Annotated in this window: 21 protein-coding genes; 14 read left to right on the top strand and 7 right to left on the bottom strand. The window is 60.4% G+C overall.

Translation table 11 applies throughout. From position 1 onward, the window contains the following. Positions 1-38: 38 nt before the first annotated feature. The 4 genes from PSH64_RS24560 (at position 39) to PSH64_RS24545 (ending at position 3,298) form a co-directional block, all read left to right on the top strand. On the top strand, positions 39-593 hold the full coding sequence (locus PSH64_RS24560; RefSeq protein WP_105344909.1) for a hypothetical protein: 555 nt from the start codon (positions 39-41) through the stop codon (positions 591-593). A gap of 63 nt (positions 594-656) precedes the next feature. Further along, positions 657-1,907 (top strand): flavohemoglobin expression-modulating QEGLA motif protein, encoded by a 1,251-nt coding sequence (locus PSH64_RS24555; RefSeq protein WP_305481204.1) that lies wholly within the window; start codon positions 657-659, stop codon positions 1,905-1,907. 150 nt (positions 1,908-2,057) lie between these two features. Next, on the top strand, positions 2,058-2,972 hold the full coding sequence (locus PSH64_RS24550) for an alpha/beta hydrolase (RefSeq protein WP_305478952.1): 915 nt from the start codon (positions 2,058-2,060) through the stop codon (positions 2,970-2,972). Beyond that, positions 2,969-3,298: a hypothetical protein gene (locus tag PSH64_RS24545; protein WP_007940182.1), complete on the top strand. Its 330-nt coding sequence runs from the start codon at positions 2,969-2,971 to the stop codon at positions 3,296-3,298. Before PSH64_RS24550 ends, PSH64_RS24545 begins: the two co-directional genes overlap by 4 nt. 251 nt (positions 3,299-3,549) lie before the next feature. Here PSH64_RS24545 and PSH64_RS24540 read toward each other — a convergent pair whose 3' ends face one another. From PSH64_RS24540 to PSH64_RS24530, 3 genes are all read right to left on the bottom strand, one after another. Next, complete coding sequence (locus PSH64_RS24540) at positions 3,550-4,338, bottom strand: OmpA family protein (RefSeq protein ID WP_305478951.1); 789 nt, start codon at positions 4,336-4,338, stop codon at positions 3,550-3,552. Positions 4,339-4,392: 54 nt separating this feature from the next. After that, positions 4,393-4,806, bottom strand: a complete 414-nt coding sequence (locus PSH64_RS24535; RefSeq protein WP_105344920.1) for a DUF4398 domain-containing protein — start codon at positions 4,804-4,806, stop codon at positions 4,393-4,395. A gap of 373 nt (positions 4,807-5,179) precedes the next feature. After that, positions 5,180-5,524 carry a pilin assembly protein gene (locus PSH64_RS24530; RefSeq protein ID WP_105344925.1) on the bottom strand — a complete coding sequence of 115 codons (345 nt, stop codon included), beginning with the start codon at positions 5,522-5,524 and terminating at the stop codon, positions 5,180-5,182. 217 nt (positions 5,525-5,741) lie between these two features. Here PSH64_RS24530 and ppc point away from each other — a divergent pair, with 217 nt between their 5' ends. The 6 genes from ppc (at position 5,742) to PSH64_RS24500 (ending at position 12,582) form a co-directional block, all read left to right on the top strand. Next, complete coding sequence (gene ppc / locus PSH64_RS24525; RefSeq protein WP_305478950.1) at positions 5,742-8,372, top strand: phosphoenolpyruvate carboxylase; 2,631 nt, start codon at positions 5,742-5,744, stop codon at positions 8,370-8,372. Positions 8,373-8,676: 304 nt separating this feature from the next. Next, positions 8,677-9,324: an adenylate kinase gene (gene adk, locus PSH64_RS24520; protein WP_105344930.1), complete on the top strand. Its 648-nt coding sequence runs from the start codon at positions 8,677-8,679 to the stop codon at positions 9,322-9,324. A 94-nt stretch (positions 9,325-9,418) separates the two neighbouring features. Next, positions 9,419-10,093: a tRNA (adenosine(37)-N6)-threonylcarbamoyltransferase complex dimerization subunit type 1 TsaB gene (gene tsaB / locus PSH64_RS24515; RefSeq protein ID WP_305478948.1), complete on the top strand. Its 675-nt coding sequence runs from the start codon at positions 9,419-9,421 to the stop codon at positions 10,091-10,093. 310 nt (positions 10,094-10,403) lie between these two features. Continuing rightward, positions 10,404-10,709 carry a hypothetical protein gene (locus PSH64_RS24510; RefSeq protein ID WP_105344937.1) on the top strand — a complete coding sequence of 102 codons (306 nt, stop codon included), beginning with the start codon at positions 10,404-10,406 and terminating at the stop codon, positions 10,707-10,709. After that, entirely contained in the window at positions 10,709-11,569 is an 861-nt protein-coding gene (locus PSH64_RS24505; protein ID WP_305478947.1) for a DUF72 domain-containing protein, read from the top strand. The genes PSH64_RS24510 and PSH64_RS24505 overlap by 1 nt, the downstream gene beginning before the upstream one ends. A 191-nt stretch (positions 11,570-11,760) precedes the next feature. After that, on the top strand, positions 11,761-12,582 hold the full coding sequence (locus PSH64_RS24500; protein WP_305478946.1) for an oxaloacetate decarboxylase: 822 nt from the start codon (positions 11,761-11,763) through the stop codon (positions 12,580-12,582). A 33-nt stretch (positions 12,583-12,615) separates the two neighbouring features. On the opposite strand, the gene PSH64_RS24495 is transcribed toward PSH64_RS24500, so the two are convergent. Continuing rightward, on the bottom strand, positions 12,616-13,236 hold the full coding sequence (locus PSH64_RS24495) for an energy transducer TonB (protein ID WP_105344945.1): 621 nt from the start codon (positions 13,234-13,236) through the stop codon (positions 12,616-12,618). A 93-nt stretch (positions 13,237-13,329) separates the two neighbouring features. Here PSH64_RS24495 and PSH64_RS24490 point away from each other — a divergent pair, with 93 nt between their 5' ends. Next, entirely contained in the window at positions 13,330-14,112 is a 783-nt protein-coding gene (locus PSH64_RS24490) for a class I SAM-dependent methyltransferase (RefSeq protein WP_105344947.1), read from the top strand. Positions 14,113-14,247: 135 nt separating this feature from the next. Here the strand turns inward: PSH64_RS24490 and PSH64_RS24485 are convergent, their stop codons facing one another. Further along, on the bottom strand, positions 14,248-14,892 hold the full coding sequence (locus PSH64_RS24485) for a TetR/AcrR family transcriptional regulator (protein WP_105344949.1): 645 nt from the start codon (positions 14,890-14,892) through the stop codon (positions 14,248-14,250). A 94-nt stretch (positions 14,893-14,986) separates the two neighbouring features. Between PSH64_RS24485 and PSH64_RS24480 the strand changes: the two genes are divergently transcribed. From PSH64_RS24480 to PSH64_RS24470, 3 genes are all read left to right on the top strand, one after another. Next, positions 14,987-16,087 (top strand): efflux RND transporter periplasmic adaptor subunit, encoded by a 1,101-nt coding sequence (locus tag PSH64_RS24480; protein WP_105344952.1) that lies wholly within the window; start codon positions 14,987-14,989, stop codon positions 16,085-16,087. A gap of 6 nt (positions 16,088-16,093) precedes the next feature. Continuing rightward, the gene (locus tag PSH64_RS24475) at positions 16,094-19,159 is read left to right on the top strand and encodes an efflux RND transporter permease subunit (protein ID WP_105344955.1); all 3,066 of its coding nucleotides are present in this window, start codon (positions 16,094-16,096) and stop codon (positions 19,157-19,159) included. Between the two features lie 159 nt (positions 19,160-19,318). Then, entirely contained in the window at positions 19,319-20,659 is a 1,341-nt protein-coding gene (locus tag PSH64_RS24470) for a Fic family protein (RefSeq protein WP_105345255.1), read from the top strand. Between the two features lie 124 nt (positions 20,660-20,783). Here the strand turns inward: PSH64_RS24470 and lon are convergent, their stop codons facing one another. Next, positions 20,784-23,201 (bottom strand): endopeptidase La, encoded by a 2,418-nt coding sequence (gene lon / locus PSH64_RS24465; RefSeq protein WP_105344957.1) that lies wholly within the window; start codon positions 23,199-23,201, stop codon positions 20,784-20,786. Positions 23,202-23,543: 342 nt separating this feature from the next. After that, positions 23,544-25,952, bottom strand: a complete 2,409-nt coding sequence (locus PSH64_RS24460) for a glucose/quinate/shikimate family membrane-bound PQQ-dependent dehydrogenase (RefSeq protein ID WP_305478945.1) — start codon at positions 25,950-25,952, stop codon at positions 23,544-23,546. Between the last annotated feature and the right edge of the window lie 96 nt (positions 25,953-26,048).

The raw sequence follows: 26,048 nt of genomic DNA, 5'->3' as shown, positions 1-26,048 counted from the left end.
TGACCAATTGAGGGCGTTGTGTTCATAGGGAGTGTTGAATGAAAGCCTGGCGCGTCGTTGTGATCGCCTTGTCGTTCCTGCTGCTCAGTGGCTGTCTGGTGACCTTCAAGGAACCGCTGCCCGCCAGCGAGCCCGTGCCCAAAGGTCTGCTCGGCAAATGGACCAGCACCAACGCCTGGGGCGAGCCGATGAACCTGGAACTGACGCGCATCGGCGACCACCGCTATCAGGCGGTCAGCTACTTCAAGGCCAAGCCCCATGAGCGCGAAGCCTATCCTTTTACGGTATCGCGCCATGGCAGTCGCTGGTACCTGTCGGCGAAGGTGCCGGCGCAGTTCGGCGGGCATTTCACCATCGCCGGTTTCGAGCTCAACGAAAAGCACGAACTGGTGGTCTACAACCTCGACCTTGAGCAGATCAGACAGGCCATGGGGCAAGAAGCCCTCAGTGGCGAAGGCTTTCAGACTGACAATGGCGAGGGGGTGTTGATCAACAACAGCCTGGATCAGGTGTTCGCCTACCTCGACGACCCGGCCAATTCCGATGTCTTCGTCGAAGCGGTGCGCTATCAGCGCCTGGCCAAAACCAGATAAACCCAGCACGTAACGGTTTTACTACAGGAGTTTCGGGTGGACGAATACCAGCAGACGATACGCATGTTGTCCGATCGCATAGTGCTGGCGCAGACGCCGATTCGCATTCTGGATGCGGTCAAGTGGGATGACAGTATTCGCAAGGGGTTCCTCAAGGGCAAGGGCAAGGAAATGCCGGCCGTGGACCGCGACTACTACCTCAATCGACCGCTGTCGTTCGACTCCAGCAAAGTGAAGCTGGAATTCCAGAACATCGAGCGCGACATCACTCGGCAACTCGGCCAGTTCAACCCGGTCGGGCAGATCATGCGCCGCATGTGCAAGGAATACCGCATGGTGGTGCGCATGCTTGAAGCGCGCGGCACCGAGGATTTCGGGCTGATTTCCCAGGAATTGTACGGCGCGGCGTCCGATGCGTTCCACGCTGGCGACCCGACCCTGGCCGATCTGGGGCTGATGCTCTCCGATTACCTGAACAACATCGACGGCCGTGGCGATCTCAAGGACGAACCGAAAGTCCTCACCGCCAAGGAAGCCGTCGACCTGTTGCAACATCGGTTGAACAAGGTGTTTGGCGAAAACGAGGAAACCATCCGGGTGTTCGAGTCCGACGGGATCGTCGCTGACGCGGCAGCCGGCGCCGACTACATCAAGATCCGCACCGACGCGATGTTCAACAACCGCGACGTGCGTGCGCTGGAAGTCCACGAAGGGCTGGTGCATGTGGGCACCACCCTCAACGGCCTGAATCAGCCGATCTGTACGTTCCTGTCCAAAGGCCCGCCGTCGTCCACCGTGACTCAGGAAGGCCTGGCGATCCTGATGGAAATCATCACGTTTGCCTCCTACCCGAGTCGCCTGCGCAAACTCACCAACCGCACCCGCGCCATTCATATGGTGGAGGAGGGCGCGGACTTCTTGCAGATCTTCGAGTTCTTCCGCGCGCAGGGCTTTGAAATGGCCGAAAGCTACGGCAACGCCAGTCGGGTTTTCCGCGGCTCGGTGCCGACCGGTCTGCCGTTTACCAAAGACTTGTCCTACCTCAAGGGCTTTATCATGGTTTACAACTACATTCAGTTGGCCGTGCGTAAAGGCAAGCTGGAGCAGATACCGCTATTGTTTTGCGGCAAGACCACGCTGGAAGACATGCGGACCTTGCGCCAATTGGTGGATGAAGGCCTGGTGGTGCCGCCCAAGTACTTGCCCGAGCAATTCCGCGACATGAACGCGCTGTCGGCGTGGATGTGCTTCTCCAACTTCCTCAACCACCTGAGCCTGGACCGGATTGAGGCGGATTACTCCAACATCCTCTAACGATAACCCAGTCCCAATGCGGGAGCGGGCTTGCTCGCGAAAGCGATTTAACATTCAACATATTAGTTGTCTGACACGCCGCCTTCGCGAGCAAGCCCGCTCCCACATTGGGTCCGTATTCCAACCCCGATTTTTGCGAGGCTTCACCGGATGAGAATCCTCGGCATCTTCTGTCTGCTTCTGACCCTCGGCGGTTGTGACTCTTTGCTGTTCTACCCCGAGCCCGGCCAGCCGTTCACCCCGGAAAAAGCCAAACTCGACTATCGCGACGTCACCCTGGTCACCGCCGACGGCCTCAAGCTGCATGGCTGGTGGCTGCCGGCGAAACCAGGCGTTCAGGTCAAAGGCACCGTGCTGCATCTGCACGGTAACGGCGGCAATCTGGCGTGGCATCTGGGCGCAAGCTGGTGGTTGCCCGAGCAGGGCTATCAGGTGTTGCTGGTGGACTATCGCGGGTATGGTTTGTCCGAAGGTAAACCGGCGTTGCCGGCGATTTACCAGGACATCGACGCCGCTTTCAAATGGCTCGACCAGGCGCCGGAGGTCAAGGGCAAGCCGTTGATCCTTCTCGGTCAGAGCCTCGGCGGTTCGATGGCCGTGCATTTCCTGGCCCAGCATCCCGAGCGTCAGCGGCAACTCAAGGCCTTAGTGCTCGATGGCGCGCCTGCCAGTTACCGCGATGTCGGGCGTTTTGCTCTGAGCACCTCCTGGATGACCTGGCCGTTCCAGGTGCCGTTGTCCTGGCTGGTGCCGGATGGCGACAGTGCGATCCGTTCCATGACACAGCTCAATGGCGTACCGAAACTGATCTATCACAGTATCGATGATCAGCTGGTGCCTCTTTCCAACGGCATCCGACTGTATCAAGCTGCGCCGCCACCGCGAGTGCTGCAACTGACCCGGGGCGGTCATGTGCAAACCTTCGCCGACCCGGTCTGGCGCAAAGTCATGCTGCGCTACCTCGAAGACCCGCAGCATTTCAACGGCCTGCGCCGCCTGGGTGAAGTCCCGAATTACCCAGCACCCCCGAATTCTGAAGATGAACCACCAGAGAGTCCGCAATGAGTGAAGAACGTAACGCCATCCCGCTGATCATCACCGGTATCTGCAGCATCCTCGGCACCGTCGGGGCCCTGTGGTGGTACGGCTACCTGCACTTCGCCAAACCCGAAGATGCGCTGCTACTCAGCGACTTCACCATGCTCAAGACCGTGCCGGGCGAAGACTACAAAATTTCCCTGGAACCGGCCGCGCAAGTGGCCCAGTGCATCGATGGCGTGCTGGTGATGTTTGATACCGAACAGAAAGGCCTGACCGGCGTACTGGTCAACAACAAGAAAAAAGCCGTGCGCTGCATGGGCCAGGAAACCCCGCAAAAACTCGAACAGTAAAGTCCCGCCTCCATTGGCAATGATGAACCCTTGTGGCGAGGGGGCTTGCCCCCGTTGGCTCGCGAAGCGGCCCTAAAACCTGCATTCGCGTTTTGTCGGGTACACCTTGCGGGATGGTTTCACGACTGCTTCGCAGCCGAACGGGGGCAAGCCCCCTCGCCACAGGGTTGCTTGGCCCCAGGACAAGTGTTCGATCAATAAGAAGCCCCGCCTGATCCGATCAGACGGGGCTTTTGTGTTGCAGACGAAGCTCAGTTAGAGCTGACGGCCGAACGCGGTATCACCGGCTGGTTGTCGTTGGAAATGGTCACTTCCACCCGACGGTTCATCGCACGGCCGGAGACGCTGGTGTTTTCGGCCACCGGGTATTCCTTGCCGTAACCCTGGACCACAATGCGCGCCGGGTCGACACCCATCTTGATCAGGGCCACTTGCACCGAGGTCGCGCGCCGCTCGGACAGCGACTGGTTGTACGACGCCGAGCCGGTGCTGTCGGTGTAGCCTTCGACAATCACCTTGCGGTCGGGGTTTTCCTGAAGGAACTGTGCCAGTTTGTTGATGTTCACCAAGCCGTTGGGCTTCAGGTCGGCCTTGTTGGTGGCGAACAGCACGTCGCCGAACGTTACCAGCGTACCGCGATCGGTCTGTTTGGCGTTGAGGCTGTCCTGCAATTGTTTGATCTGCTGGTCGCGGGCATCCAGACGCGCCTGGGCTCGCTGGGCCGCGGCGTTCTTCAGGTTGTTTTCAGCGGTGCGCAGGGCGATGGTCTGCTTGGCCACTTCAACACGCTGATTAGTCAGGTAAGCCAGTTGGTCGACCTTGTTCTGGTTTTCCTTGTCCTGATAAGCCTTGTCGGCCTTGTCCAGGTAATCGCTGGCGTCTTTGGTCTCCAGTGCCGCGACTTTGCTGGCTTGCGGGTTGGCTTGCAGGCCGGCGTAGTTGGTGCGGGCTTGCTCCAGGTTCGCGTTGGGCGGTGTGGAGCAGGCAGCCAGTGCAACGCTTGCGGCCAGGAGGGCGGGGATCATCAGTTGTTTGCGCATAATGGTTCGTCCTTTCTATCGATGAGTGTCAGGCCTGAAAATCGGGATGCGCGCTTACTGCACGGTGCGCTGACTTTCCTGACGCAGTTCCTGAACACCTTTCTGTGAGTCCTTTACAGCCTGTTCGGCTTTCATCGCCTGGGCCTTGCGTTCAGCCACACGGGCGTCCCACTCGGCCTGTTCGGCGAGCATTCTGGCCTCGTCATACTTTTTGTCGTGCATGGCGATTTCAGCTTGTTTGAGCTTGTCCTGAGCGGACTTCATTTCCACCGCGGCGAATTCGGTGCCGCCGGCGCTGACGGCACTGTTCACGGCCGATTGAGTCACGGCATATTGCTCGGTGGGCGGGTTACCGGCGCAACCGGCCAGAACCAAGCTGCTGCCGATGGCCAGGGCCGCCAGTTTGAGACCGCGCAGGTGGGTGAACGAGGAAGAAGCAGTGCTGGTCTTCATGGTTTTCAACTCCATTGGATAACTCCTGAAAAACATCTGAATCCATCCTGGGCAAGGAGCCGCAACCTTCGATTTCCAGTGCATTTCAAAACGGCCGTCCCAGGCGTGGTTACTGGGTTGACCCAAAGTGTTTTTTAAAAGTTCAGAGAAAATGGCCTGTCGCCGGAAAAACCTTGACCGAGCGGACAAGGCTCTAAATCGGGAACTTTGGTGATGTCAGCAGTATTCCCGACCGTTTCATGATCCCGGGAATACGCAATTATCGAAGGAGTATGCAAGCCAATGTGGGAGCGGGCTTGCTCGCGAAAGCGGTGTGTCAGACAACAGAGATGTTGAATGTTAAGCCGCTTTCGCGAGCAAGCCCGCTCCCACAAGTTCGACGGTAAATTCAGTGTTTTTGCTTGTCGTTATCGGCCGACAAATCGTGCAGATGACGACGGGACAACGCGAGAAAACGCGGGGTCGGGCCGACATCTTCATACAGCGGATCGCCTTCTTCATCAGTGGCGACCACCGTTGACCCTTTCACATACGGAAAGCTCTCTTCGAGCTCTTCAAGGGCGGCGCCGATCAATTCTCCGAGCAGTTCTTCGGGGTGCCGCTTGGGGTACATATCGATAATCGCCGCCAGCCGTGCGGCGGCCTCCACGTCCAGACGAATCGTGTAGCCGGAGTCGGTCAGGCGACCCTTGGCGTTTTCTTCCCAGTGCTTGGCGAGCTCGCGGATTTTCATAATGACCTCATTGCGCACCTGCTCGTGGCAGGCCGGGTGAGTATCCGGCGGTGGCCGGTGTAAGCCGTTGTACGGCTTGATATTGAGACTAGCTGCAACGTTTGGAGTTTGCAGTCCCTCGTCGTTTACTTGTAAGAACCGCTTTACAGCGGCACTCTCTATTCAAAGCCTCTTACACAAAAGCATAGCCGCCCGGATTTTCGCTGGAGAACTGCTGATGACTGATATTGATGCACGCTTGCGCGAGGACGTTCATCTGTTGGGTGAACTGTTGGGCAACACCATTCGTGAGCAGTACGGGGACGGCTTTCTCGACAAGATCGAGCAGATCCGCAAAGGCGCCAAGGCCGACCGTCGCGGTTCGATGGACGCCGAACTCAGCGCCAGCCTCAACCAGTTGAGCGAAGACGAGTTGCTGCCGGTGGCGCGGGCGTTCAACCAGTTCCTCAACCTGGCCAATATCGCCGAGCAATATCAGCTGATTCACCGCCGCGAAGAATCGCAACCCGCGCCGTTCGAGGCCCGGGTGTTGCCGGAACTGCTCGCTCGCCTATTGACTGCGGGGCATGACGCCGAATCCCTGGCCCGGCAATTGGGCCGGGTAGACATCGAGCTGGTGTTGACCGCGCACCCCACCGAAGTGGCGCGTCGCACGCTGATTCAAAAGTACGACGCCATCGCCGCGCAACTGGCCGCCCAGGACCACCGCGACCTGACCACCGCCGAGCGCGAACAGATCAAGACCACGTTGCAACGCCTGATCGCCGAAGCCTGGCACACCGAAGAAATCCGCCGCACCCGCCCGACACCGGTGGACGAAGCCAAGTGGGGCTTCGCGGTGATCGAACATTCGCTGTGGCAGGCGATTCCCAACTACTTGCGCAAGGCCGATCAGGCCCTGCATGCCGCCACTGGCCTGCACCTGCCACTGGAGGCCGCGCCGATTCGTTTCGCCTCGTGGATGGGCGGCGACCGCGATGGCAATCCTAACGTCACCGCCGCCGTAACCCGCGAAGTGCTGTTGTTGGCACGCTGGATGGCCGCCGATCTGTATGTGCGCGATGTCGATCACCTGGCTGCCGAGTTGTCGATGCAGCAGGCCAATGACGAATTAAAAGCCAGGGCTGGCGACAGCGCCGAGCCTTACCGCGCGGTGCTCAAACAGTTGCGTGAACGCCTGCGCGCGACCCGTAACTGGGCCCACGCCTCCCTGACGGCCACCACGCCGGCGTCCGCCGACGTGTTGCAAAACAACCGCGAGCTGCTGGCCCCGCTGGAGCTGTGCTACCACTCGCTGCATGAATGCGGCATGGGCGTCATCGCCGACGGTCCGTTGCTCGATTGCCTGCGCCGCGCGGTGACGTTCGGGCTGTTTCTGGTGCGCCTCGATGTGCGCCAGGACTCCTCGCGCCACACCGCGGCCATGACTGAAATCACCGATTACCTCGGCCTCGGTCGTTATGAGGACTGGAGTGAAGAAGAGCGCATCGCCTTCCTGATGCGCGAACTGAACAACCGCCGGCCGTTGCTGCCGGCGTATTTCAAGCCGTCTGCCGACACCGCCGAAGTGCTGGCGACGTGCCGGGAAATCGCCGCCGCGCCGGGGGCTTCCCTCGGCTCCTATGTGATCTCCATGGCCGGCGCCGCTTCCGACGTGCTGGCTGTGCAATTGCTGCTCAAGGAATCCGGCGTATTGCGGCCGATGCGTGTGGTGCCGCTGTTCGAAACCCTCGCCGACCTCGACAACGCGGGCCCGGTGATCGAAAAACTGTTGCTGCTGCCGGGCTATCGTTCGCGCCTGCAAGGGCCACAGGAAGTGATGATCGGCTATTCCGACTCGGCCAAGGACGCCGGCACCACGGCGGCAGCCTGGGCGCAGTATCGGGCGCAGGAGCGTTTGGTCGATATCTGCCGTGAGCAACAAGTGGAACTGCTGTTATTCCACGGTCGCGGCGGCACCGTAGGCCGTGGCGGCGGCCCGGCGCATGCGGCGATTCTGTCGCAGCCGCCGGGGTCGGTGGCGGGGCGTTTCCGCACCACCGAGCAGGGGGAAATGATTCGTTTCAAATTCGGCCTGCCGGACATCGCCGAGCAGAACCTCAATCTGTACCTGGCGGCGGTGCTGGAAGCGACCTTGCTGCCGCCACCACCTCCCGAACCTGCCTGGCGCCACTTGATGGACGAACTGGCCGCCGATGGGGTCAAGGCTTACCGCGCCGTGGTGCGGGAAAATCCGCAGTTCGTCGAGTATTTCCGTCAGTCCACCCCGGAGCAGGAGTTGGGGCGTTTGCCGTTGGGCAGCCGCCCGGCCAAGCGCCGCGCCGGTGGCATCGAAAGCCTGCGGGCCATTCCGTGGATTTTCGGCTGGACCCAGACGCGCCTGATGCTGCCGGCCTGGCTTGGCTGGGAAACGGCGCTGAGCAAGGCGCTGGAGCGCGGCGAAGGGGTATTGCTGGGGCAGATGCGCGAGCAATGGCCGTTCTTCCGCACCCGCATCGATATGCTGGAAATGGTGCTGGCCAAGGCCGACGCCGATATCGCCCAGTCTTACGACGAGCGCCTGGTCGAGCCGGATCTGCTTCCTTTGGGTGCGCATTTACGCGACCTATTGTCGCAGGCCTGTGCGGTGGTCCTGGGGCTGACCGGTCAGTCGCAACTACTGGCACATAGCCCAGACACCCTTGAATTCATCCGCCTGCGCAACACCTACCTCGACCCGCTGCATCTATTGCAGGCCGAACTGTTGGCCCGTTCGCGGCAACAGGATGGGGCGCAGGGCAGCCCGGTAGAACAGGCGTTGCTGGTGTCTGTGGCGGGGATTGCCGCCGGTTTGCGAAATACCGGCTAAGGTTTTCGTCATAGGGAACAGGCACTCGGTGTGAACGTCGAGTGCCTGCCGGCGAACGGTCGAAAAGGTCTGTCACGCGACAGTTAATGATGGGGTTGCGACTTGGGGTACCCCTTCGAAAGGGCTCATCCGGCACAGGTTTCTCCGACTTTCGGCGGCTTGTGTGGGCAGGGCCTGCTGTGTATCTTGATCAGCCTTTGGCCGTTTGGGCGGTCACGACCCTATTTTTTTGAGATTGGCCCTACGAGGCGAATCCATTGTTTTGTTTAAGTAATTCTAAATAAAAAATTGAGGAGCACATCTAATGCGCGTCATTCTGCTGGGAGCTCCCGGGGCCGGTAAAGGTACTCAGGCTAAGTTCATCACCGAGAAATTCGGCATTCCGCAAATCTCTACCGGCGACATGCTGCGTGCTGCGGTAAAAGCCGGCACCGAGCTGGGCGTCAAAGCCAAAAGCATCATGGATGCTGGCGGTCTGGTCTCCGACGACCTGATCATCGCCCTGGTCAAGGACCGTATCGCGCAGCCTGACTGTGCCAAGGGTTTCCTGTTCGACGGTTTCCCGCGCACCATTCCGCAAGCTGAAGCGCTGGTAGAGGCTGGCGTGGAACTGGACAACGTGGTCGAAATCGCCGTCGATGACGAAGAAATCGTTCAGCGTATTGCCGGTCGTCGCGTTCACGAGGCCAGCGGCCGCGTGTACCACACCGTGTACAACCCGCCGAAAATCGCTGGCAAAGACGACATCACCGGTGAAGAACTGGTGCAGCGCAAGGACGACACCGAAGAAACCGTGCGTCATCGCCTGTCGGTCTATCACTCCCAGACCAAACCACTGGTGGAGTTCTACCAGGGCCTGGCCGCTGACAAGGGCAAGCCGAAATATAGCCATATCCCAGGTGTTGGCTCGGTAGAAGCGATTACCGGCAAGGTGCTTGAAGCGCTGAGCTGAAAAGTCTGATCGGCTTCATCTTCTACGGCCCGCTTGCGGGCCGTAGTTGTTTATACTGGCGCACTTTTTCTGACCTCTTGTTACGGAAACATCGATGAGCACCTTGCTGGCCCTGGACACCGCGACCGAAGCTTGCTCCGTTGCCTTGCTGCATGACGGCAAAGTCACGAGCCATTACGAGGTGATCCCGCGCCTGCATGCGCAGAAGCTGCTGCCGATGATTCAGCAACTGCTGGCCGATGCCGGGACCACGCTGCAAGCGGTCGATGCCATTGCGTTCGGTCGTGGGCCGGGGGCGTTCACCGGGGTGCGAATCGCCATCGGCGTGGTGCAGGGGCTGGCGTTTGCGCTGGATCGTCCGGTATTGCCGGTGTCCAATCTCGCCGTGCTCGCCCAGCGGGCTTATCGCGAGCACGGCGTCAGCCAGGTCGCGGCGGCCATCGATGCGCGCATGGATGAGGTGTATTGGGGCTGCTACCGCGAAACGGCGGGGGAGATGCGGCTGGTGGGCAATGAAGCGGTATTGGCCCCGGAAGCCGCCGCGTTGCCGGTCGATGCCAGCGGCGAGTGGTTCGGCGCGGGCACGGGTTGGGGTTATGCCGAGCGCATTGCCGTCAATCTGAGCGGCCAGGACGCCGGCATGCTGCCTCACGCCCAGGACCTGCTGACCCTGGCACGTTTCGCCTGGGAACGCGGTGAAGCGATCGTGGCCGATCAGGCGCAGCCGGTTTATCTGCGCGATAAAGTCGCGACGCCGAAAGCGCGGTAATCCACGCCGTCTTTGTGGCAACAGGGTCTTCTGTGGCAAGGGGGCTTGCCCCCGTTGGGTCGCGAAGCGGCCCCAAAACCAACAACCGCATTCCCCCTGACACACCGCATTGGCTGGTTTTGCGACTGCTTCGCAGCCGAACGGGGGCAAGCCCCCTCGCCACAATCAGCATTTCATCTTTGGCAAATTGTCAGTTTCTGCCCGCCGCTTTTAAACCTTTTCGCTTTTCTGTGTTCTAGTTATCACTCGGCGGTTTGCGAAGTGGGTAATGCGCCACTAAACTGCCATCATCGATACCGGGCATGCACTTATGCGTATAGACGGCGTTTCCTCTCAGTCCTACCCCATCAAGCGCAAGCCTCGCAAAGGCCAGGTGGTGGAGGACGACTCCGTTGATATCGACGGCGAGCTGGAGTTTCCTACCGAAGAGCAATTGGCCGCCCGCGCCGCCAAAGCCTCCGCACAACGCCTGAGCAATCTCCCCGCTCGTCAACAAGACATGCTTTATCACCGCGCCATGAGCAAAAGCGTGGCGATGGCACTGGCCAGTTACCTGAGCACCGCCACTTTTGTTGATTGGGATGCGGATGTACTGGGTCTCGACCTGTACATCTGATGCTGCTGCCTTATTACCTCGGCTGCCCGTCCTGGAGTGAAAACGCCTGGCGTGAATACCTGTACCCCCAAGACGCCAGGCCCACCGAGTTTCTCAATCTTTATTCCCAAGTGTTCAACGCCGTGGAAGGCAATACGACCTTCTATGCGAGCCCCTCTGCCGCCACCGTGCAGCGCTGGGCCGAGACCATGCCCGAACACTTTCGCTTCACCGCCAAGTTCCCCGGCGACATCAGCCATAGCGGTGACCTGCGCGAACAATTGACCGCCGCCGAGACCTTTGTGCAATTGCTCAGCCCTCTGGGGGAGCGGGTTTCACCACTGTGGCTGCAATTGTCCAAAAGCTTCACCCCACAACGACTGTCGGAGCTGGCCGGTTTTATTGATGCTGTGGACCGGCCCTTGGCGGTCGAAGTGCGGCACGACGAATTCTTCGCCAAGGGCGAGGCCGAGCGAATGCTCAATCGTCTGCTGCTGGACCGTGGTGTCGAACGCATCTGCCTCGACCCGCGCGCGTTGTTCAACTGCACCTCGACCGATCCTTCAGTGCTGCACGCCCAATCGAAAAAGCCCAGGGTGCCGCCTCGTCCTGCGGCGTTCACTCAGTTTCCGCAGGTGCGCTTCATCGGCCACCCTGAGCTGGAAGCCAACGATCCATTCCTGGTGCCATGGGTCGAGAAAATCGCCGTCTGGATCGAAGAGGGCCGCACGCCGTATATCTTCCTGCACACCGCCGATAACCTGCTGGCGGCGAAACTGGCACAACGTTTTCACGCACAACTGATGCTGCGTTTGCCTGGCCTGCCGCCGCTGCCTGAGCTATACAGAGAACCCGCCGCCGAGCAACTTGGCTTGCTCTGAAGCGGCCTTGTTCCCTGATGCCAGTCAGTTAATGTGCGAAACCTGTGGGAGCGGGCTTGCTCGCGAAGACGGCGGCACAATCAACATTGATGTCGTCTGACACTCCGCTTTCGCGAGCAAGCCCGCCCCCATACAGATGGCGCTTAACTGACTGGTATTAGCTTCGTTTCCCCCTTTTCAGGAGACTGCCAATGGATGCGCAAACCCTTCGAGCCCAGGCGTTCAAAGCACTGCACGAACGCGAGGGCGCTTTTGTCATTCCCAACCCCTGGGACGCCGGCTCGGCGAAAATGCTCGCCAGCCTGGGCTTCGAGGCGCTGGCGACGACCAGTGCCGGCTACGCCTTTTCCCAGGGCCGTCCCGATGGTGGGTTGACGCTCGACGATACCCTGGCGAACGTTCGAGCGATTGTCGCGGCCACCGAGCTGCCAGTCGCGGTCGATCTGGAAAACGGTTTCGCTGACGCCCCCGCCGAGTGCGCCCAAAGTATTTTGCGCGCAGCACAAGCGGGTGCCGTTGGCGGCTCGATCGAAGATGCCACGGGGCGTGAGGACGGTCCGATCTACTGCTTCGAACATGCGGTGGCGCGTATCGAAGCCGCCGTTGCTGCGGCGCGCAGTTTGCCTTTTCCCTTCACGCTGACAGCCCGTGCCGAGAACTATCTACACGGCAATCCTGACCTGGACGATACCATTCGCCGCTTGCAGGCATTCGCCGAGGCCGGCGCCGACGTGCTTTACGCGCCAGGCTTGCGCAGTGCTGAAGAGGTCTTGGCGGTGGTCCGGGCCGTGGCGCCGAAACCGGTCAATGTGTTGATGTCCGGCGGACTCAAGCTGACGGTGGCGCAGTTGAGCGAAATGGGCGTCAAGCGCATCAGTGTCGGTTCGGCCCTGGCCCTGGCGGCGTATGGCGAGTTCTTGCGTGCCGCCGAGGAAATCCAGCAACACGGGACCTTCGGCTTCACTTCCCGGTCGATGCCGTTCCAGAAGGCCAATCAATTGTTCAAGGACTGAGGAGCGAGCCGTGGTAGCTGGGCCGCTGAGCGGTTACGCGGCGATGCGCAGGTTCTGCAGAACGATCGGGCGCGCCCAGCCGTTATCGAAATCGAGTTGTTTCTGCTGTTCCACCAGTTCCTCTGGCGAGAACGGCGGGAACGGCTTGTCCAGCAGGTCGAGTTCGAACTCGGCGATCGGCAAGTGCAGCGGACGCGGTTGCGGCGCGGCACCAGGCTCGGGCAGCGGTTGACCGGCGGTCAGCACGATCGGGCGAACCCAGCTGCTTTCGAAGTCCTGTTGTTTCTGTTGCGCGACGATTTCTTCCGGCGGGAACGGTGGGAACGGTTTGTCGGCCAGGTCCATTTCGAACTCGGCAATCGGCAGGAACAATGGTTCCGGCGGGCGGACTTCGGTTTCTTTCACATCACATTCGCGCTGGGAAATGATGTGTGCCAGCAGCTCGCTGCCGACGGTTGGTTCAACCGGGCTGTCGAGATCGACCGGCGGGAAGTTGAGAGACGCCGGCACCCCATCGCCCGACTGATCGGCCAGGGCCTGGGCAAAAAAATCCTGCCACAGGTGACTGACGCCGCTCAGTGCTTGGGAATTTCGCAGGCCAAAATCGCCGTGGGGCGAGATGTAACCTATCGATGTGCGTTGAATGCCTGACATTTTTCTCGATCGACGCTCAGCTCTGGCAAAATGCTCGATAGTTTGGTTATCGGCCGTTTTTGCCGATCATTAATTTTTTGAGCGTGTTTTCCCATGATTGAGCAACCTGCGGCCTGCCGCATCCATGTCGAAGCCTTGGGCGCGACTTTCCAGCCACAGGCCGAGCAATGGGCCGAGCGCCTGGGTTTGCCGCTGCAGGTGGATGACGGCGAGTTTGCCTTGCAGGTGGGCGAGCAGGGGTTGCAGTTGCAACAACTGGGGCCGGATGCACCGGGGCCGGTGCGGGTGGATTTCGTCGAGGGGGGCGCGGCCCATCGTCGGTTGTACGGCGGCGGCAGCGGTCAGATGATCGCCAAGGCGGTCGGCATCGCCCAAGGCGTGCGCCCGCGGGTGCTGGACGCCACGGCGGGGTTGGGCAAGGACGCGTTCGTGCTGGCCAGCCTGGGTTGCGAGATGAGCCTGATCGAGCGCCAGCCATTGATCGGGGCCTTGCTCGAAGATGGCTTGGCGCGTGGCGCGGAAGATTTCGACGTGGCGCCGATCGTGGCCCGGATGCATTTGCTCAAGGGCAATTCGATCGAAGTGATGCGCAACTGGGAAGGCGAGCCGCCGCAGGTGATCTACCTCGATCCGATGTTCCCCCATCGTGAGAAAACCGCGTTGGTGAAGAAGGAAATGCGCCTGTTCCGACCGCTGGTCGGCGATGACCCGGATGCGCCGGCCCTGCTCGAAGCGGCGTTGGCCCTGGCCAGTCACCGGGTGGTGGTCAAGCGCCCGCGCAAGGCGCCGTGCATCGATGGGCCGAAGCCAAGCCATGCGCTGGACGGCAAGTCCAGCCGGTATGACATTTATCCGAAGAAAGCGCTCAAGCCTTAAGACCGAGTCGCCCCATTCGCGAGCAAGCCCGCTCCCACATTGGATCTCCTGCGTACACAAAATCTGTGAACGACAAAGATCAAGTGTGGGAGCGGGCTTGCTCGCGAAGGCGTCAGACCAACCACCAAAGATTTGTCAGGCTGTCTCAGGCCGATAAGCCCGCATAAACAATCCCACCACTTCCCGCACATGGGCTTCGGCCGCATCCCCGGTTACCGGCTCGCCACAGCCATACAGCAAGCGGAAATTCCCCGCGCCCTTGAGCAGGCAGAAGAAGTGCTCGGCGGCATTGCGCGGTTTGTCGATGCTCAACACGCCACTCTGATCGATCTTGCTCAGCAAGCGCTCCATGCCGTGCAGCACGCGTTCTGGCCCGGCCTCGAAGAAGATCTGTGCGAGTTTCGGGTCCTGGCTGCCCAGCGTCATCATCAGCCGGTGCAGGTTCACCGATTCGTCGCTGTTGATCAGTTGATGAAAGCCGTGTGCGATGTTCAGCAGCACGGTTTCCACGGCGATGCCGTCCGGCAATTCAAAAACCAGCGGAGGCAATTGCTCCTCGCATTTGGCCACGACAGCGGAAGAGAACAGCGTCTCCTTGTCGTTGAAATGGCTGTAGACCGTCAGCTTCGACACGCCGGCCTCAGTCGCTACGGCATCCATGCTGGTGTTGGCGTATCCCTTACTCAAAAACAGGATTTTCGCCGCGTCGAGGATTGCCTGGCGCTTGGCCAGATCCTTGGGACGGCCCGGACCGCTGGGGGTGGAAAGATTGTCTGACATTCTTCGCTTTTAATACTGGACTGGTGAGTTTGCTATTAATAACATACTGGTCAGTATAATTATTCCAAGCACCATTAGCGAAAGGTCGTTCACCATGCTGCGCTATGCCTTGCCCCTTGCGTTGCCGGTCAGTCTGGCTTTTTTATTGTCGGCGTGTGGCCACGAAGAGGCGCCTCAAGTCACCGTCCGCCCAGCCATGGTCGTGCAGCCAGAGCCCTCGGCACAGGCAATGGAAAGTTACCCTGGTGAAGTCCGCGCGCGCTTTGAACCGGACCTGGCCTTTCGCATTGGCGGCAAAGTCAGCCGACGACTGGTCGAGGAGGGGCAGCGGGTCAAGGCTGATCAACCCCTGGCAGAACTCGATCCTCAGGACGTGCGCCTGCAACTGGAAGCCACCCGTGCCCAGGTCGCGGCTGCCGAAGCCAATCTGAACCTGGTGCGCGCCGAGCGTGATCGTTACAAGACCCTGATGGAGCGGCAGATGGTCAGCCGTTCGCAGTACGACAACGCGGAAAACCTCTACCGCTCCGGAGAGGCCCGCCTCAAGCAAATCAAGGCCGAATTCAACGTCTCGACCAATCAGGCCAGTTACGCGGTGCTGCGTGCGCCGCAGGATGGCGTGGTCGCCAAGCGTGCGGTTGAAGTCGGGCAGGTGGTGGCGGCGGGACAAACCGTGTTTACCCTGGCCACCGATGGCGAGCGCGAAGTGTTGATCAGCCTGCCGGAGCAGAGTTTCGGTCGCTTCAAGGTCGGCCAGCCAGTTTCGGTGGAGCTCTGGACCCAACCCGACCAACGCTTCCCCGGGCGCATCCGTGAGTTGTCGCCTGCCGCCGATCCCAAATCCCGCACCTTCGCCGCCCGTATCGCGTTTACCGCCGGCAAGGTTCCCGCCGAACTCGGCCAGAGTGCCCGGGTGTTTATCCAGAGCGCCGAGGTGGTGCCGTTATCGGTGCCGCTGTCGGCGGTCACCGCGGAAAATGGTGCCACCTACGTGTGGGTGGTCGGCGCCAACAATACCTTGAAAAAAGTCCCGGTGCGGGTCGGTGCATTCGGCGAGAAAACCGTGCCGGTGCTCGAAGGCCTGAATGCCAGCGATTGGGTGGTGGCGGCCGGTGTTCATGTGCTTCACGACGGGCAGCAAATACGCCCGGTGGATCGCTCCAACCGCGTGGTCAATCTGGCGCACAAGGAGTAATCCCAGATGGGTTTCAATCTTTCCGAATGGGCGCTGCGTAACCGCCAGATCGTCCTGTTCCTGATGCTTTTGCTGGCTGTGGTCGGCGCGTTGTCCTACACCAAGCTCGGCCAAAGCGAAGACCCGCCGTTCACCTTCAAGGCCATGGTGATACGCACCAATTGGCCGGGCGCCACGGCCGAGGAAGTGTCGCGTCAGGTCACCGAGCGTATTGAAAAGAAACTGATGGAAACCGGCGAGTACGAACGGATCACTTCGTTCTCCCGGCCGGGCGAGTCCCAGGTGACGTTCATGGCGCGGGATTCCATGCACTCGGTGGATATCCCGGGCCTCTGGTATCAGGTCCGCAAGAAGATCAGCGATATTCGCCAGACCCTGCCACCGGGCATCCAGGGGCCGTTTTTCAACGATGAATTCGGCACCACCTTCGGCAATATCTACGCCCTGACCGGCGACGGCTTTGATTACGCGGTGCTCAAGGATTACGCCGACCGCATCCAGATTCAGCTGCAACGGGTCAAGGATGTGGGCAAGGTCGACCTGCTCGGGTTGCAGGACGAGAAGGTCTGGATCGAACTCTCCAACGTTAAACTGGCCACCCTCGGGGTGCCGCTGGCAGCGGTGCAGCAGGCACTCGAAGAACAGAACGCGATGTCCACCGCAGGCTTCTTCGAAACCACCAGCGAGCGGTTGCAGCTACGGGTCTCGGGGAATTTTCAGACGGTCGACGAGATCAAGAACTTCCCGATCCGCGTCGCAGATCGCACGTTCCGCATCGGTGATGTGGCGGACGTTCGTCGTGGCTTCAACGATCCACCGGCGCCGCGCATGCGCTTCATGGCTGAAGACGCCATCGGTCTGGCGGTGGCCATGAAGGACGGTGGCGATATTCTGGTATTGGGCAAGGCGCTGGAAATCGAGTTCGCCCGGATTCAGCAAAACCTGCCGGCCGGCATGCAGTTGCGCAAAGTCTCCGATCAACCCGCCGCGGTGAAAACCGGTGTGGGCGAGTTCGTCCAGGTGCTGGTGGAGGCCCTGGCGATTGTGTTGCTGGTGAGCTTCTTCTCCCTAGGCGTGCGCACCGGCATGGTCGTAGCGCTGGCGATACCGCTGGTGTTGGCGATGACGTTCGCCTGCATGTATTACTTAGGGATAGGCCTGCACAAGATTTCCCTCGGCGCGCTGGTGCTGGCGCTGGGGTTGCTGGTGGACGACGCGATCATCGCCGTGGAGATGATGGCGATCAAAATGGAGCAGGGCTTCGACCGGATCAAGGCCGCCAGCTATGCCTGGACCAGCACCGCGTTCCCGATGCTCACCGGTACGTTGATCACCGCTGCCGGTTTCCTGCCGATTGCCACCGCGCAATCGGGCACCGGTGAGTACACCCGCTCGATCTTTCAGGTGGTAACCATCGCGCTGTTGGCGTCGTGGGTGGCGGCTGTGGTTTTCGTGCCGTATCTGGGGGAAAAACTCCTGCCGGACCTGGCGAAAATTCACGCGGCCAAACACGGCACCGACCAGCCCGACCCTTACGGCACGCCGTTCTATCAGCGCGTCAGACGGCTGGTGGAGTGGTGCGTGCGCCGGCGCAAAACGGTGATCACTCTCACCATCGTGATGTTCGTCGCGTCCGTGGTGCTGTTTCGCTTCGTGCCGCAGCAGTTCTTCCCGGCTTCGGGGCGGCTGGAGTTGATGGTCGATTTGAAACTCGCCGAAGGTGCCTCCCTGAGCAACACCGCCGAGGAGGTGAAGCGTCTCGAAGGCCTGCTCAAGGATCACGCCGGGATCGACAATTATGTGGCTTATGTCGGCACCGGTTCGCCGCGTTTCTACCTGCCACTGGATCAGCAACTTCCGGCCGCGAGCTTTGCGCAGTTTGTGGTGCTGGCCAAGACCATCCAGGACCGCGAAGTCCTGCGCACTTGGCTGATCGAAACCCTCAACGATCAATTCCCGGCCCTGCGCTCGCGGGTCACACGACTGGAGAACGGCCCGCCGGTTGGCTATCCGGTGCAGTTCCGGGTCACCGGTGAACACATTGCGGACGTCCGCGCCCTGGCGCGTAAAGTCGCGGCCAAGGTTCGCGAGAATCCACACGTGGCCAACGTGCATCTGGACTGGGAAGAGCCAAGCAAAGTCGTGTATCTGAACGTCGATCAGGACCGCGCGCGGGCACTGGGCGTGAGCACGGCGAACCTCTCGAGGTTCCTGCAGAGTTCGCTGACCGGTTCCAGTGTCAGCCAGTACCGCGAAGACAACGAATTGATCGAGATCCTGCTGCGCGGCACGGTGCACGAGCGCACCGAACTGGCGTTGCTGCCGAGCCTGGCCGTACCGACCGACAACGGTCGCAGCGTGGCGCTGTCGCAGATTGCCACGCTGGAATACGGCTTCGAAGAAGGCATCATCTGGCACCGTAACCGCCTGCCCAACGTGACGGTTCGCGCCGACATCTACGGCAAGGAACAACCGGCGACACTGGTGCAGCAAATCATGCCGACCCTCGATCCGATTCGCGCCGAACTGCCGGACGGCTATCTGCTGGAAGTCGGCGGTACGGTGGAAGACTCGGCCCGTGGGCAGAACTCGGTGAAGGCCGGCGTGCCGCTGTTCATCGTGGTGGTGCTGACGTTGCTGATGCTGCAACTGCGCAGTTTTTCACGCACGGTCATGGTGTTTCTGACCGCGCCGCTGGGGTTGATCGGGGTGACGCTGTTTCTGATGGTGTTCCGTCAGCCGTTCGGCTTCGTCGCCATGCTCGGGACCATCGCCCTGTCCGGGATGATCATGCGTAACTCGGTGATTCTGGTCGACCAGATCGAGCAGGACATCGCTGCCGGGCTCAAGCCCTGGCAGGCGATCATCGAGGCGACGGTGCGGCGATTCCGGCCGATTGTATTGACCGCGCTGGCGGCGGTGCTGGCGATGATTCCATTGTCACGCAGTGTGTTTTTCGGGCCGATGGCGGTGGCGATCATGGGCGGGCTGATTGTGGCGACGGCGTTGACGCTGCTGTTCTTGCCGGCGTTGTATGCGGCGTGGTTCAGGGTCAGGAAAGAGCCTGTGTGATCTTGGCTGCCTCGACCTCGTGGTTTGGCTCACCGCATTCCCTTATAGGAGCGGCCTGCGGTAGGTCCTACATGTATTTCAGATCCGTCTGATATTGAGTCAGAGCAAGGGCGGTGCTGTACTCAAGGCTCAGTTTCGTGAGTTTTTGAGACAGCAATGATGAAAAAGCCGCCCATGCTGAAGGGCAGATCCGACCCGGTGTTCGATCGGTTGGGGCAATCGCCCAATAAGGAACGCCTCTCGGACTACCTCGCACTGCTCAAGCCTCTGGACGATCAGGGGCGTTACCTTCCATTCGATGACTTGCGCTACCGCTGGGCGCCGGGGCTGGACTCGAATCTGTGCTGGGCCTTGGTCAAAAAAGCCCGGACCGCCCAGTACTCGACCCTTCTGCCATTGGGCGAGCCTGTCCAGTGGGGCCGCTTCGTGCTCACGCCGCTGGCGCAGAAAGCGATTTCTGCCGTCGATCGGCAAGCGACAACGGCAGCGCTGGAACACATGACCAGCCAGATCGGCGAGCACGCGCATTTCAGCTATCTGCTCAACGATCTGATCGAAGATGAAGCAATCAGCAGCAGCCAACTCGAAGGTGCGGCGACCACTACTCGAGTGGCAAAAGATATGCTTAAGCGCAAGCGGCTGCCGCGTACGCCGGATGAGCGGATGGTCATAGGCAACTACAAAATGATGAACTTCGCCTGGGAAAAGCGTTATGAACCCTTGAGCGTCGAGCTGATTACGGCGATGCATCGTGTCGGCGTCGAGGGCATCGACGACATTCAATATTCACCCGGGGTTTTCAGGGCTAGCGATGATGTGGTGGTGCAGGATGGCGAGGGTAACACCGTGCATACACCGCCGCCCGCAGCGGGGCTGCTGTCACGGCTGCAGGTGCTGTCGAATTGGATCAATCAGTCCCACAACGACCCCTATCAAGTGGATTATCTTCATCCGTTGATAAAAGGCATCGCCCTGCATTTTGCGTTGGGTTATGAGCATCCTTTTCGCGATGGCAACGGCCGGGTCGCGCGGGCGCTGTTTTACTGGTTCATGTTCAAGAATGACTTCTCGGCCTTTCGCTATGTAGCTATCAGCATTTTGCTGCGCAATGCGCCGGTGAAATATGGCCGCTCGTACCTGAATACGGAAGCTGATGAGCTGGACCTGACTTATTTCATCGATTTCCAGTGTTCGGTGATTCTGCGTGCTGTCAGTGGTTTTACTGAGGCTTATCGGAAAAGTCTGGCTTATGCCGAGAACTTTGATCGATGGTTGTTGGAATCCGGTTTTTTCGATCAATTGACCGAGAGGCAACGAGCTGTATACCAAGTGGCCAAGAGTGGAATGGCCAAGGAATTTACGGCGGTCAATGTGAAGGAGAATCTGGACTGTTCTTACAACACTGCGTCGACGACCTTGAATGGGTTGGTTGAGTTGAACGTATTCGAGAAGAGGAAAATGGGCAGGGAGTGGGTGTTCTTCTTGCGCGGAGCGCCATAGGCGCTGGCAAGCTGCCCTTCTTGAGCTGTGACATAAATGAAAAGCCCGCCGACCCTTTGAAAGGTCAGCGGGCTTTTTGTCGAGTCTGATTATTCCCAACACATGGAAACGATCAGGTTACGGCTCAGAACAATATCTTCGCCACATCCGCAAAGCGCTTGGCAAAGTGCACGGTAATGCCTTCCTTCAGGTAGTCCGGCAACTCCTCGAAGTTACCGCGGTTCGGCTCCGGCAAAATCAGTTCATTGATCTTCTGCCGACGCGCCGCGATGACTTTTTCGCGCACACCGCCAATCGGCAGTACATGCCCGGTCAGCGTCAGTTCGCCGGTCATGGCCACGCCTTTTTTCGGTGGCTGGTTACGGGCGAGCGAAAGCAGGGCGCTGGCCATGGTTACGCCGGCGCTTGGGCCGTCTTTCGGCGTTGCGCCTTCGGGTACATGGAGATGGACGAATGCTTCGTCGAAGAACGTCGGGTCACCGCCGAATTGCTTCAGATGGGAGCTGACGTAGCTATACGCAATTTCTGCCGACTCTTTCATCACGTCCCCCAGTTGCCCGGTGAGCTTGAAGCCTCGGTTGAGCGTGTGAATGCGCGTGGCTTCGATCGGCAGGGTGGCGCCGCCCATGCTGGTCCAGGCCAGTCCGGTGATTACGCCGACGCCGGACAGCACTTGTTCGTTGCGGAACACCGGGCGGCCGAGTGAGGCTTCAAGGTCTTTCGGACCGAGTTTGATCACCGTTTTCGGTTCGTCGATCAGCTTCATCACGGCTTTGCGCACTAGTTTGCCGATATTTTTTTCCAGTTGCCGTACCCCGGCTTCGCGGGCGTAGCCGTCGATCAAGGCTTTCAACGCATTGTCGCTGATGCTCAAACTACTCTTGGATACGCCAGCCTTTTCGAGCTGTTTCGGCCACAGGTGACGCTTGGCGATGGCGACTTTTTCTTCGGTGATGTAGCCCGACAGGCGAATGACTTCCATCCGGTCCAGCAACGGGCTGGGGATCGAGTCCAGGGTGTTGGCAGTGCAGATGAACAGCACTTTCGACAGGTCCATCCGCAAGTCGAGGTAGTGGTCGAGGAATTCGACGTTCTGTTCCGGGTCGAGGGTTTCCAGCAGCGCCGAGGCCGGGTCGCCCTGGTAGCTTTGGCCCATCTTGTCGATTTCGTCGAGCATGATCACCGGGTTCATCACTTCGACGTCTTTCAACGCCTGGACGAGTTTGCCCGGTTGTGCGCCGATGTAGGTGCGGCGATGGCCCTTGATCTCGGCTTCGTCGCGCATGCCGCCAACGCTGAAGCGGTAGAACGGTCGGCCTAGGGATTCGGCGATGGATTTGCCGACACTGGTCTTGCCCACGCCCGGTGGGCCCACCAGCAAGACGATGGAGCCGCTGATCTCGCCTTTATAGGCACCGACCGCGAGGAATTCGAGGATACGGTCCTTGATGTCGTCGAGACCGGCGTGGTGTTTGTCCAGCACCTTGCGCGCGTGCTTGAGGTTGAGCTTGTCCTCGCCATATACGCCCCAAGGCACCGAGGTCGCCCAGTCGAGGTAGTTGCGGGTCACCGCATATTCCGGCGAACCGGTCTCGAGGATCGACAGCTTGTTCATTTCCTCTTCGATGCGTTTCTGCGCCTGGGGCGGCAGTACCTTGCCCGTCAGACGCTGCTCGAACTGCTCGATGTCGGCGCTGCGGTCGTCCTTGGTCAGGCCCAGCTCTTGCTGGATGACCTTGAGTTGCTCCTTGAGGAAGAACTCGCGCTGATGTTCGCCGATTTTGCGGTTAACTTCAGCGGAAATCTCTTTTTGCAGACGCGCGACTTCGACTTCCTTGCGCAGCATCGGCAGGACTTTTTCCATGCGCTTGAGCATGGGGACGCAGTCGAGCACTTCTTGCAGTTCGCTACCGGTGGCCGAGGTCAGGGCGGCGGCGAAGTCGGTCAGCGGCGAGGGGTCGTTGGGGCTGAAGCGGTTGAGGTAGTTCTTCAGCTCTTCGCTGTACAGCGGATTGAGCGGCAGCAGTTCCTTGATCGCGTTGATCAGCGCCATGCCGTAGGCCTTGACCTCATCGGTCGGCTCGGTGGGCTGATGCGGGTATTCGACTTCCACCAGATACGGCGGGCGATGGTGCTTGAGCCAGGTTTTGATGCGCACCCGGGTCAGGCCCTGGGCGACGAATTGCAGTTTGCCGTTTTCGCGGCTGGCGTGATGGACTTTGACCAGCGTGCCGTATTGGGGCAGGGCCGAGGTGTTGAAGTGGCGCGGGTCTTCCTGGGGGGTATCCATGAAGAACAGGGCCAGGGAATGGTGGTCGGACTGGCTCACCAGTTCGAGGGTTTCGGCCCACGGCTCTTCGTTGACGATCACCGGCAAAACTTGCGCCGGGAAGAAGGGCCGGTTGTGGATCGGGATGATGTAGACCTTGTCCGGCAGGTTCTGGCCAGGCAGGGTGAGGCCTTTGCCGGGTGCATGGTGTTCGGCGTTGTCTGTTTCTGCGTATTCGCTCGGGTCTTCGGGGAATTCTTGCTGGTCGGTCATGGGGCACCTGCGCAATAGGGTATGGATGTTAGATGGGGCAGGTGGGGGGTGGTTTCAATGGCTCTGGATATTTCAGGGTATGTGTTCAGGGTTTTGACAGGTGTAGGGCATCTTGGCTGCCTGACAGCCGAACCGTCTCTTGCAGATGTACCCCATTCAACTCTGGGAGCGGGCTTGCTCGCGAAAGCGGGGTGTCAGGCGACTTCAATGTTGAATATGAAATCGCCTTCGCGAGCAAGCCCGCTCCCACTGTTGAATTGGGGTGTGGCGGGGATTGCAGCGCGCACAAAAAAGGCGACGCCCCTCGCAGGGCGTCGCCTTTGCTTTAACTGCCGCTACCGCTTATTCCGACAGTTTGTACGCAATCACATAGTCACCTTGCTTGGTGCCCAGCGAGCCGTGACCACCCGCAACGACGAGCACGTATTGCTTGCCGTCCTTGCCGGTGTAGGTCATCGGTGTGGTTTGCGCGCCGGCTGGCAGGCGGCCTTCCCACAGCTGCTTGCCGTTTTTCACGTCGTAGGCGCGCAGGTACTGGTCGAGTGTGCCGCTCAGGAAGGCCACGCCACCAGCGGTGGTGAAGGTCCCGCCCAGGCTGGGTACGCCCATGCTCAGAGGGATCGGAACCGGTGAGCTGTCACGCACGGTGCCGTTCTTGTGCTTCCAGATGGTTTTGTGGGTGGTCAGGTCGACCGCCGCCACGTAACCCCAGGCCGGTGCCTGGCACGGCAGGCCCATCGGCGACAGCAGCGCTTCGAGGATCACCCCGTATGGCGCGCCTTTGTTGGGCTGCACGCCTTGGGTTTCGCTCACGCGCGGGCCTTGTTTGGCGATTTCGGCGGCCGGGATCAGTTTCGATTTGAACGCCATGTAGCTCGGGTTCACGAAAGCGATCTGACGCACCGGGTCGACCGACATGCCACCCCAGTCGAACACGCCGAAGTTACCCGGATAAACGATCGAGCCTTGCAGCGATGGCGGGGTGAACATGCCGTCGTAACGCAGGGATTTGAAATCGATCCGGCACAGCATCTGATCGAACGGGGTCACGCCCCACATGTCGCGTTCCTTGAGGGTCGGCGGCACGAAGTTCAGGTCGGACATCGGTTGGGTCGGCGAAGTGTGGTCGCCTTCCACCGCGCCTTGCGGCACCGGGATCTCATTGATCGGCACGATCGGTTGGCCGTTGCTGCGGTCCAGCACGTAGATGCTGCCTTGCTTGGTGGATGCGAGCACCGCCGGTTTCACACCGTCTGCGGTTTTCAGGTCCATCAGGGTTGGCTGGCCACCGACGTCCATGTCCCACAGGTCATGGTGCGTGAACTGGAAGTGCCAGCGCACCTTGCCGGTGGCGATGTCCAGCGCGGTCAGGCCGGCGGCGTGCAGTTCCGATTCAGGGGTACGCGCGCCACCGAACTGATCCGGGGTTTGGTTGCCCATCGGCAGGTAGAGCATGCCGAGTTTTTCGTCGACGGCGAACATGGACCACATGTTCGGCGAGTTGCGGGTGTAGACCTTGCCTTCGGCAATCGGCGTGGTGTCGTCCGGGTTGCCGCTGTCCCAGTTCCACACCAGTTTGCCGGTGTGCACGTCGAACGCGCGGATCACGCCGCTTGGCTCGTCGGTGGAGACGTTGTCGGTGACGTGGCCGCCAATCACCACCAGGTCTTTGGTGACCGCCGGTGGCGAAGTGGAGTAGTAACCGCCGGCGGTGAAGCCGCCGATGTTGGCGGTCAGGTCGACCTGGCCACCGCTACCGAAGTCTTCGCACATTTTGCCGGTGTCGGCGTTCAGGGCGATCAGACGGGTGTCGGCGGTCGGCAGGAAGATCCGGCGCGGGCAGACGCTGGTCACCGGTGGGTTGGCAGTGCCGGTCGGGCTCTGCTCGGACGCATAGGCGGCGTCATCGTGATAGGTCACGCCACGGCAGGTCATGTGCGCCCAACCCTTGAAGTTCGCCGCGTTCTGCGTGGAGAGCTTCGGATCGAAACGCCAGATTTCCTTGCCGGTGTCCGGGTCCAGCGCGATCACCTTGCTGTGCGGCGTGCAGACATAGAGCATGCCGTTGGCTTTGAGCGGGGTGTTTTCGGCGGTGGTTTCGCCCGGGTCGTTCGGGCCAGGCAGGTCACCGGTGCGGAACGTCCAGGCGGGAACCAGTTTGCTGACGTTCTGCGGAGTGATCTGCGCCAGTGGCGAGTAGCGATCACCGTGGGCGCTGCGGCCGTAGGAATTCCAGTCACCGTCCGGCATGGCCGGGGCGGTGTTGGTCATGCCCGGCACGGCGTCACGGTCCAGTTGGCCTTTGATTTCACCGGGGTTGGTGAACAGGCTGGCCAGCGCGGCGATACCGGCGATGACCACGGCAGCGCTCAGCACACCGGTGCCGACCGGGTTGAAGTCGCCGCGACGCAACGGGCGACGAAACCATGGCAGCAGCATGACGATGCCGAGGGTAAAGAGCAGCGCCAGACGCGGCACCAGTTGCCACCAGTCCAGACCGACTTCCCACAGTGCCCAGACGGTACTGGCGAACAGCACCACCGCGTACACGCTCAGCGCCGCATAACGGTCGGCCAGCAGCAGCCCACCAGCCACCATCAGGCCGATACCGGCGAGCAGGTAATACAGCGAGCCGCCGAGCATGCTCAGCTTGATTCCCCCGGCCAGCAAGGCCAGGCCCATTAGCAGAAGCACGATACCGAGCAGGCTCGGCAGCAGACGGCTTCGACTCAAAGCACCATCAGTGCTCATAGTGTGGTTCTCCGTGACGTTTTAAGTAGTCCCGCGCAGTAGTCACTGTAGATGACGATCTGGCGTGGGCATGGTTCATCGAAAAAGTGGTTGGTT

Source organism: Pseudomonas sp. FP1742 (assembly GCF_030687145.1).
GTDB lineage: Bacteria > Pseudomonadota > Gammaproteobacteria > Pseudomonadales > Pseudomonadaceae > Aquipseudomonas > Aquipseudomonas frederiksbergensis_D.
This window is presented reverse-complemented; position numbering and strand designations above follow the sequence as displayed.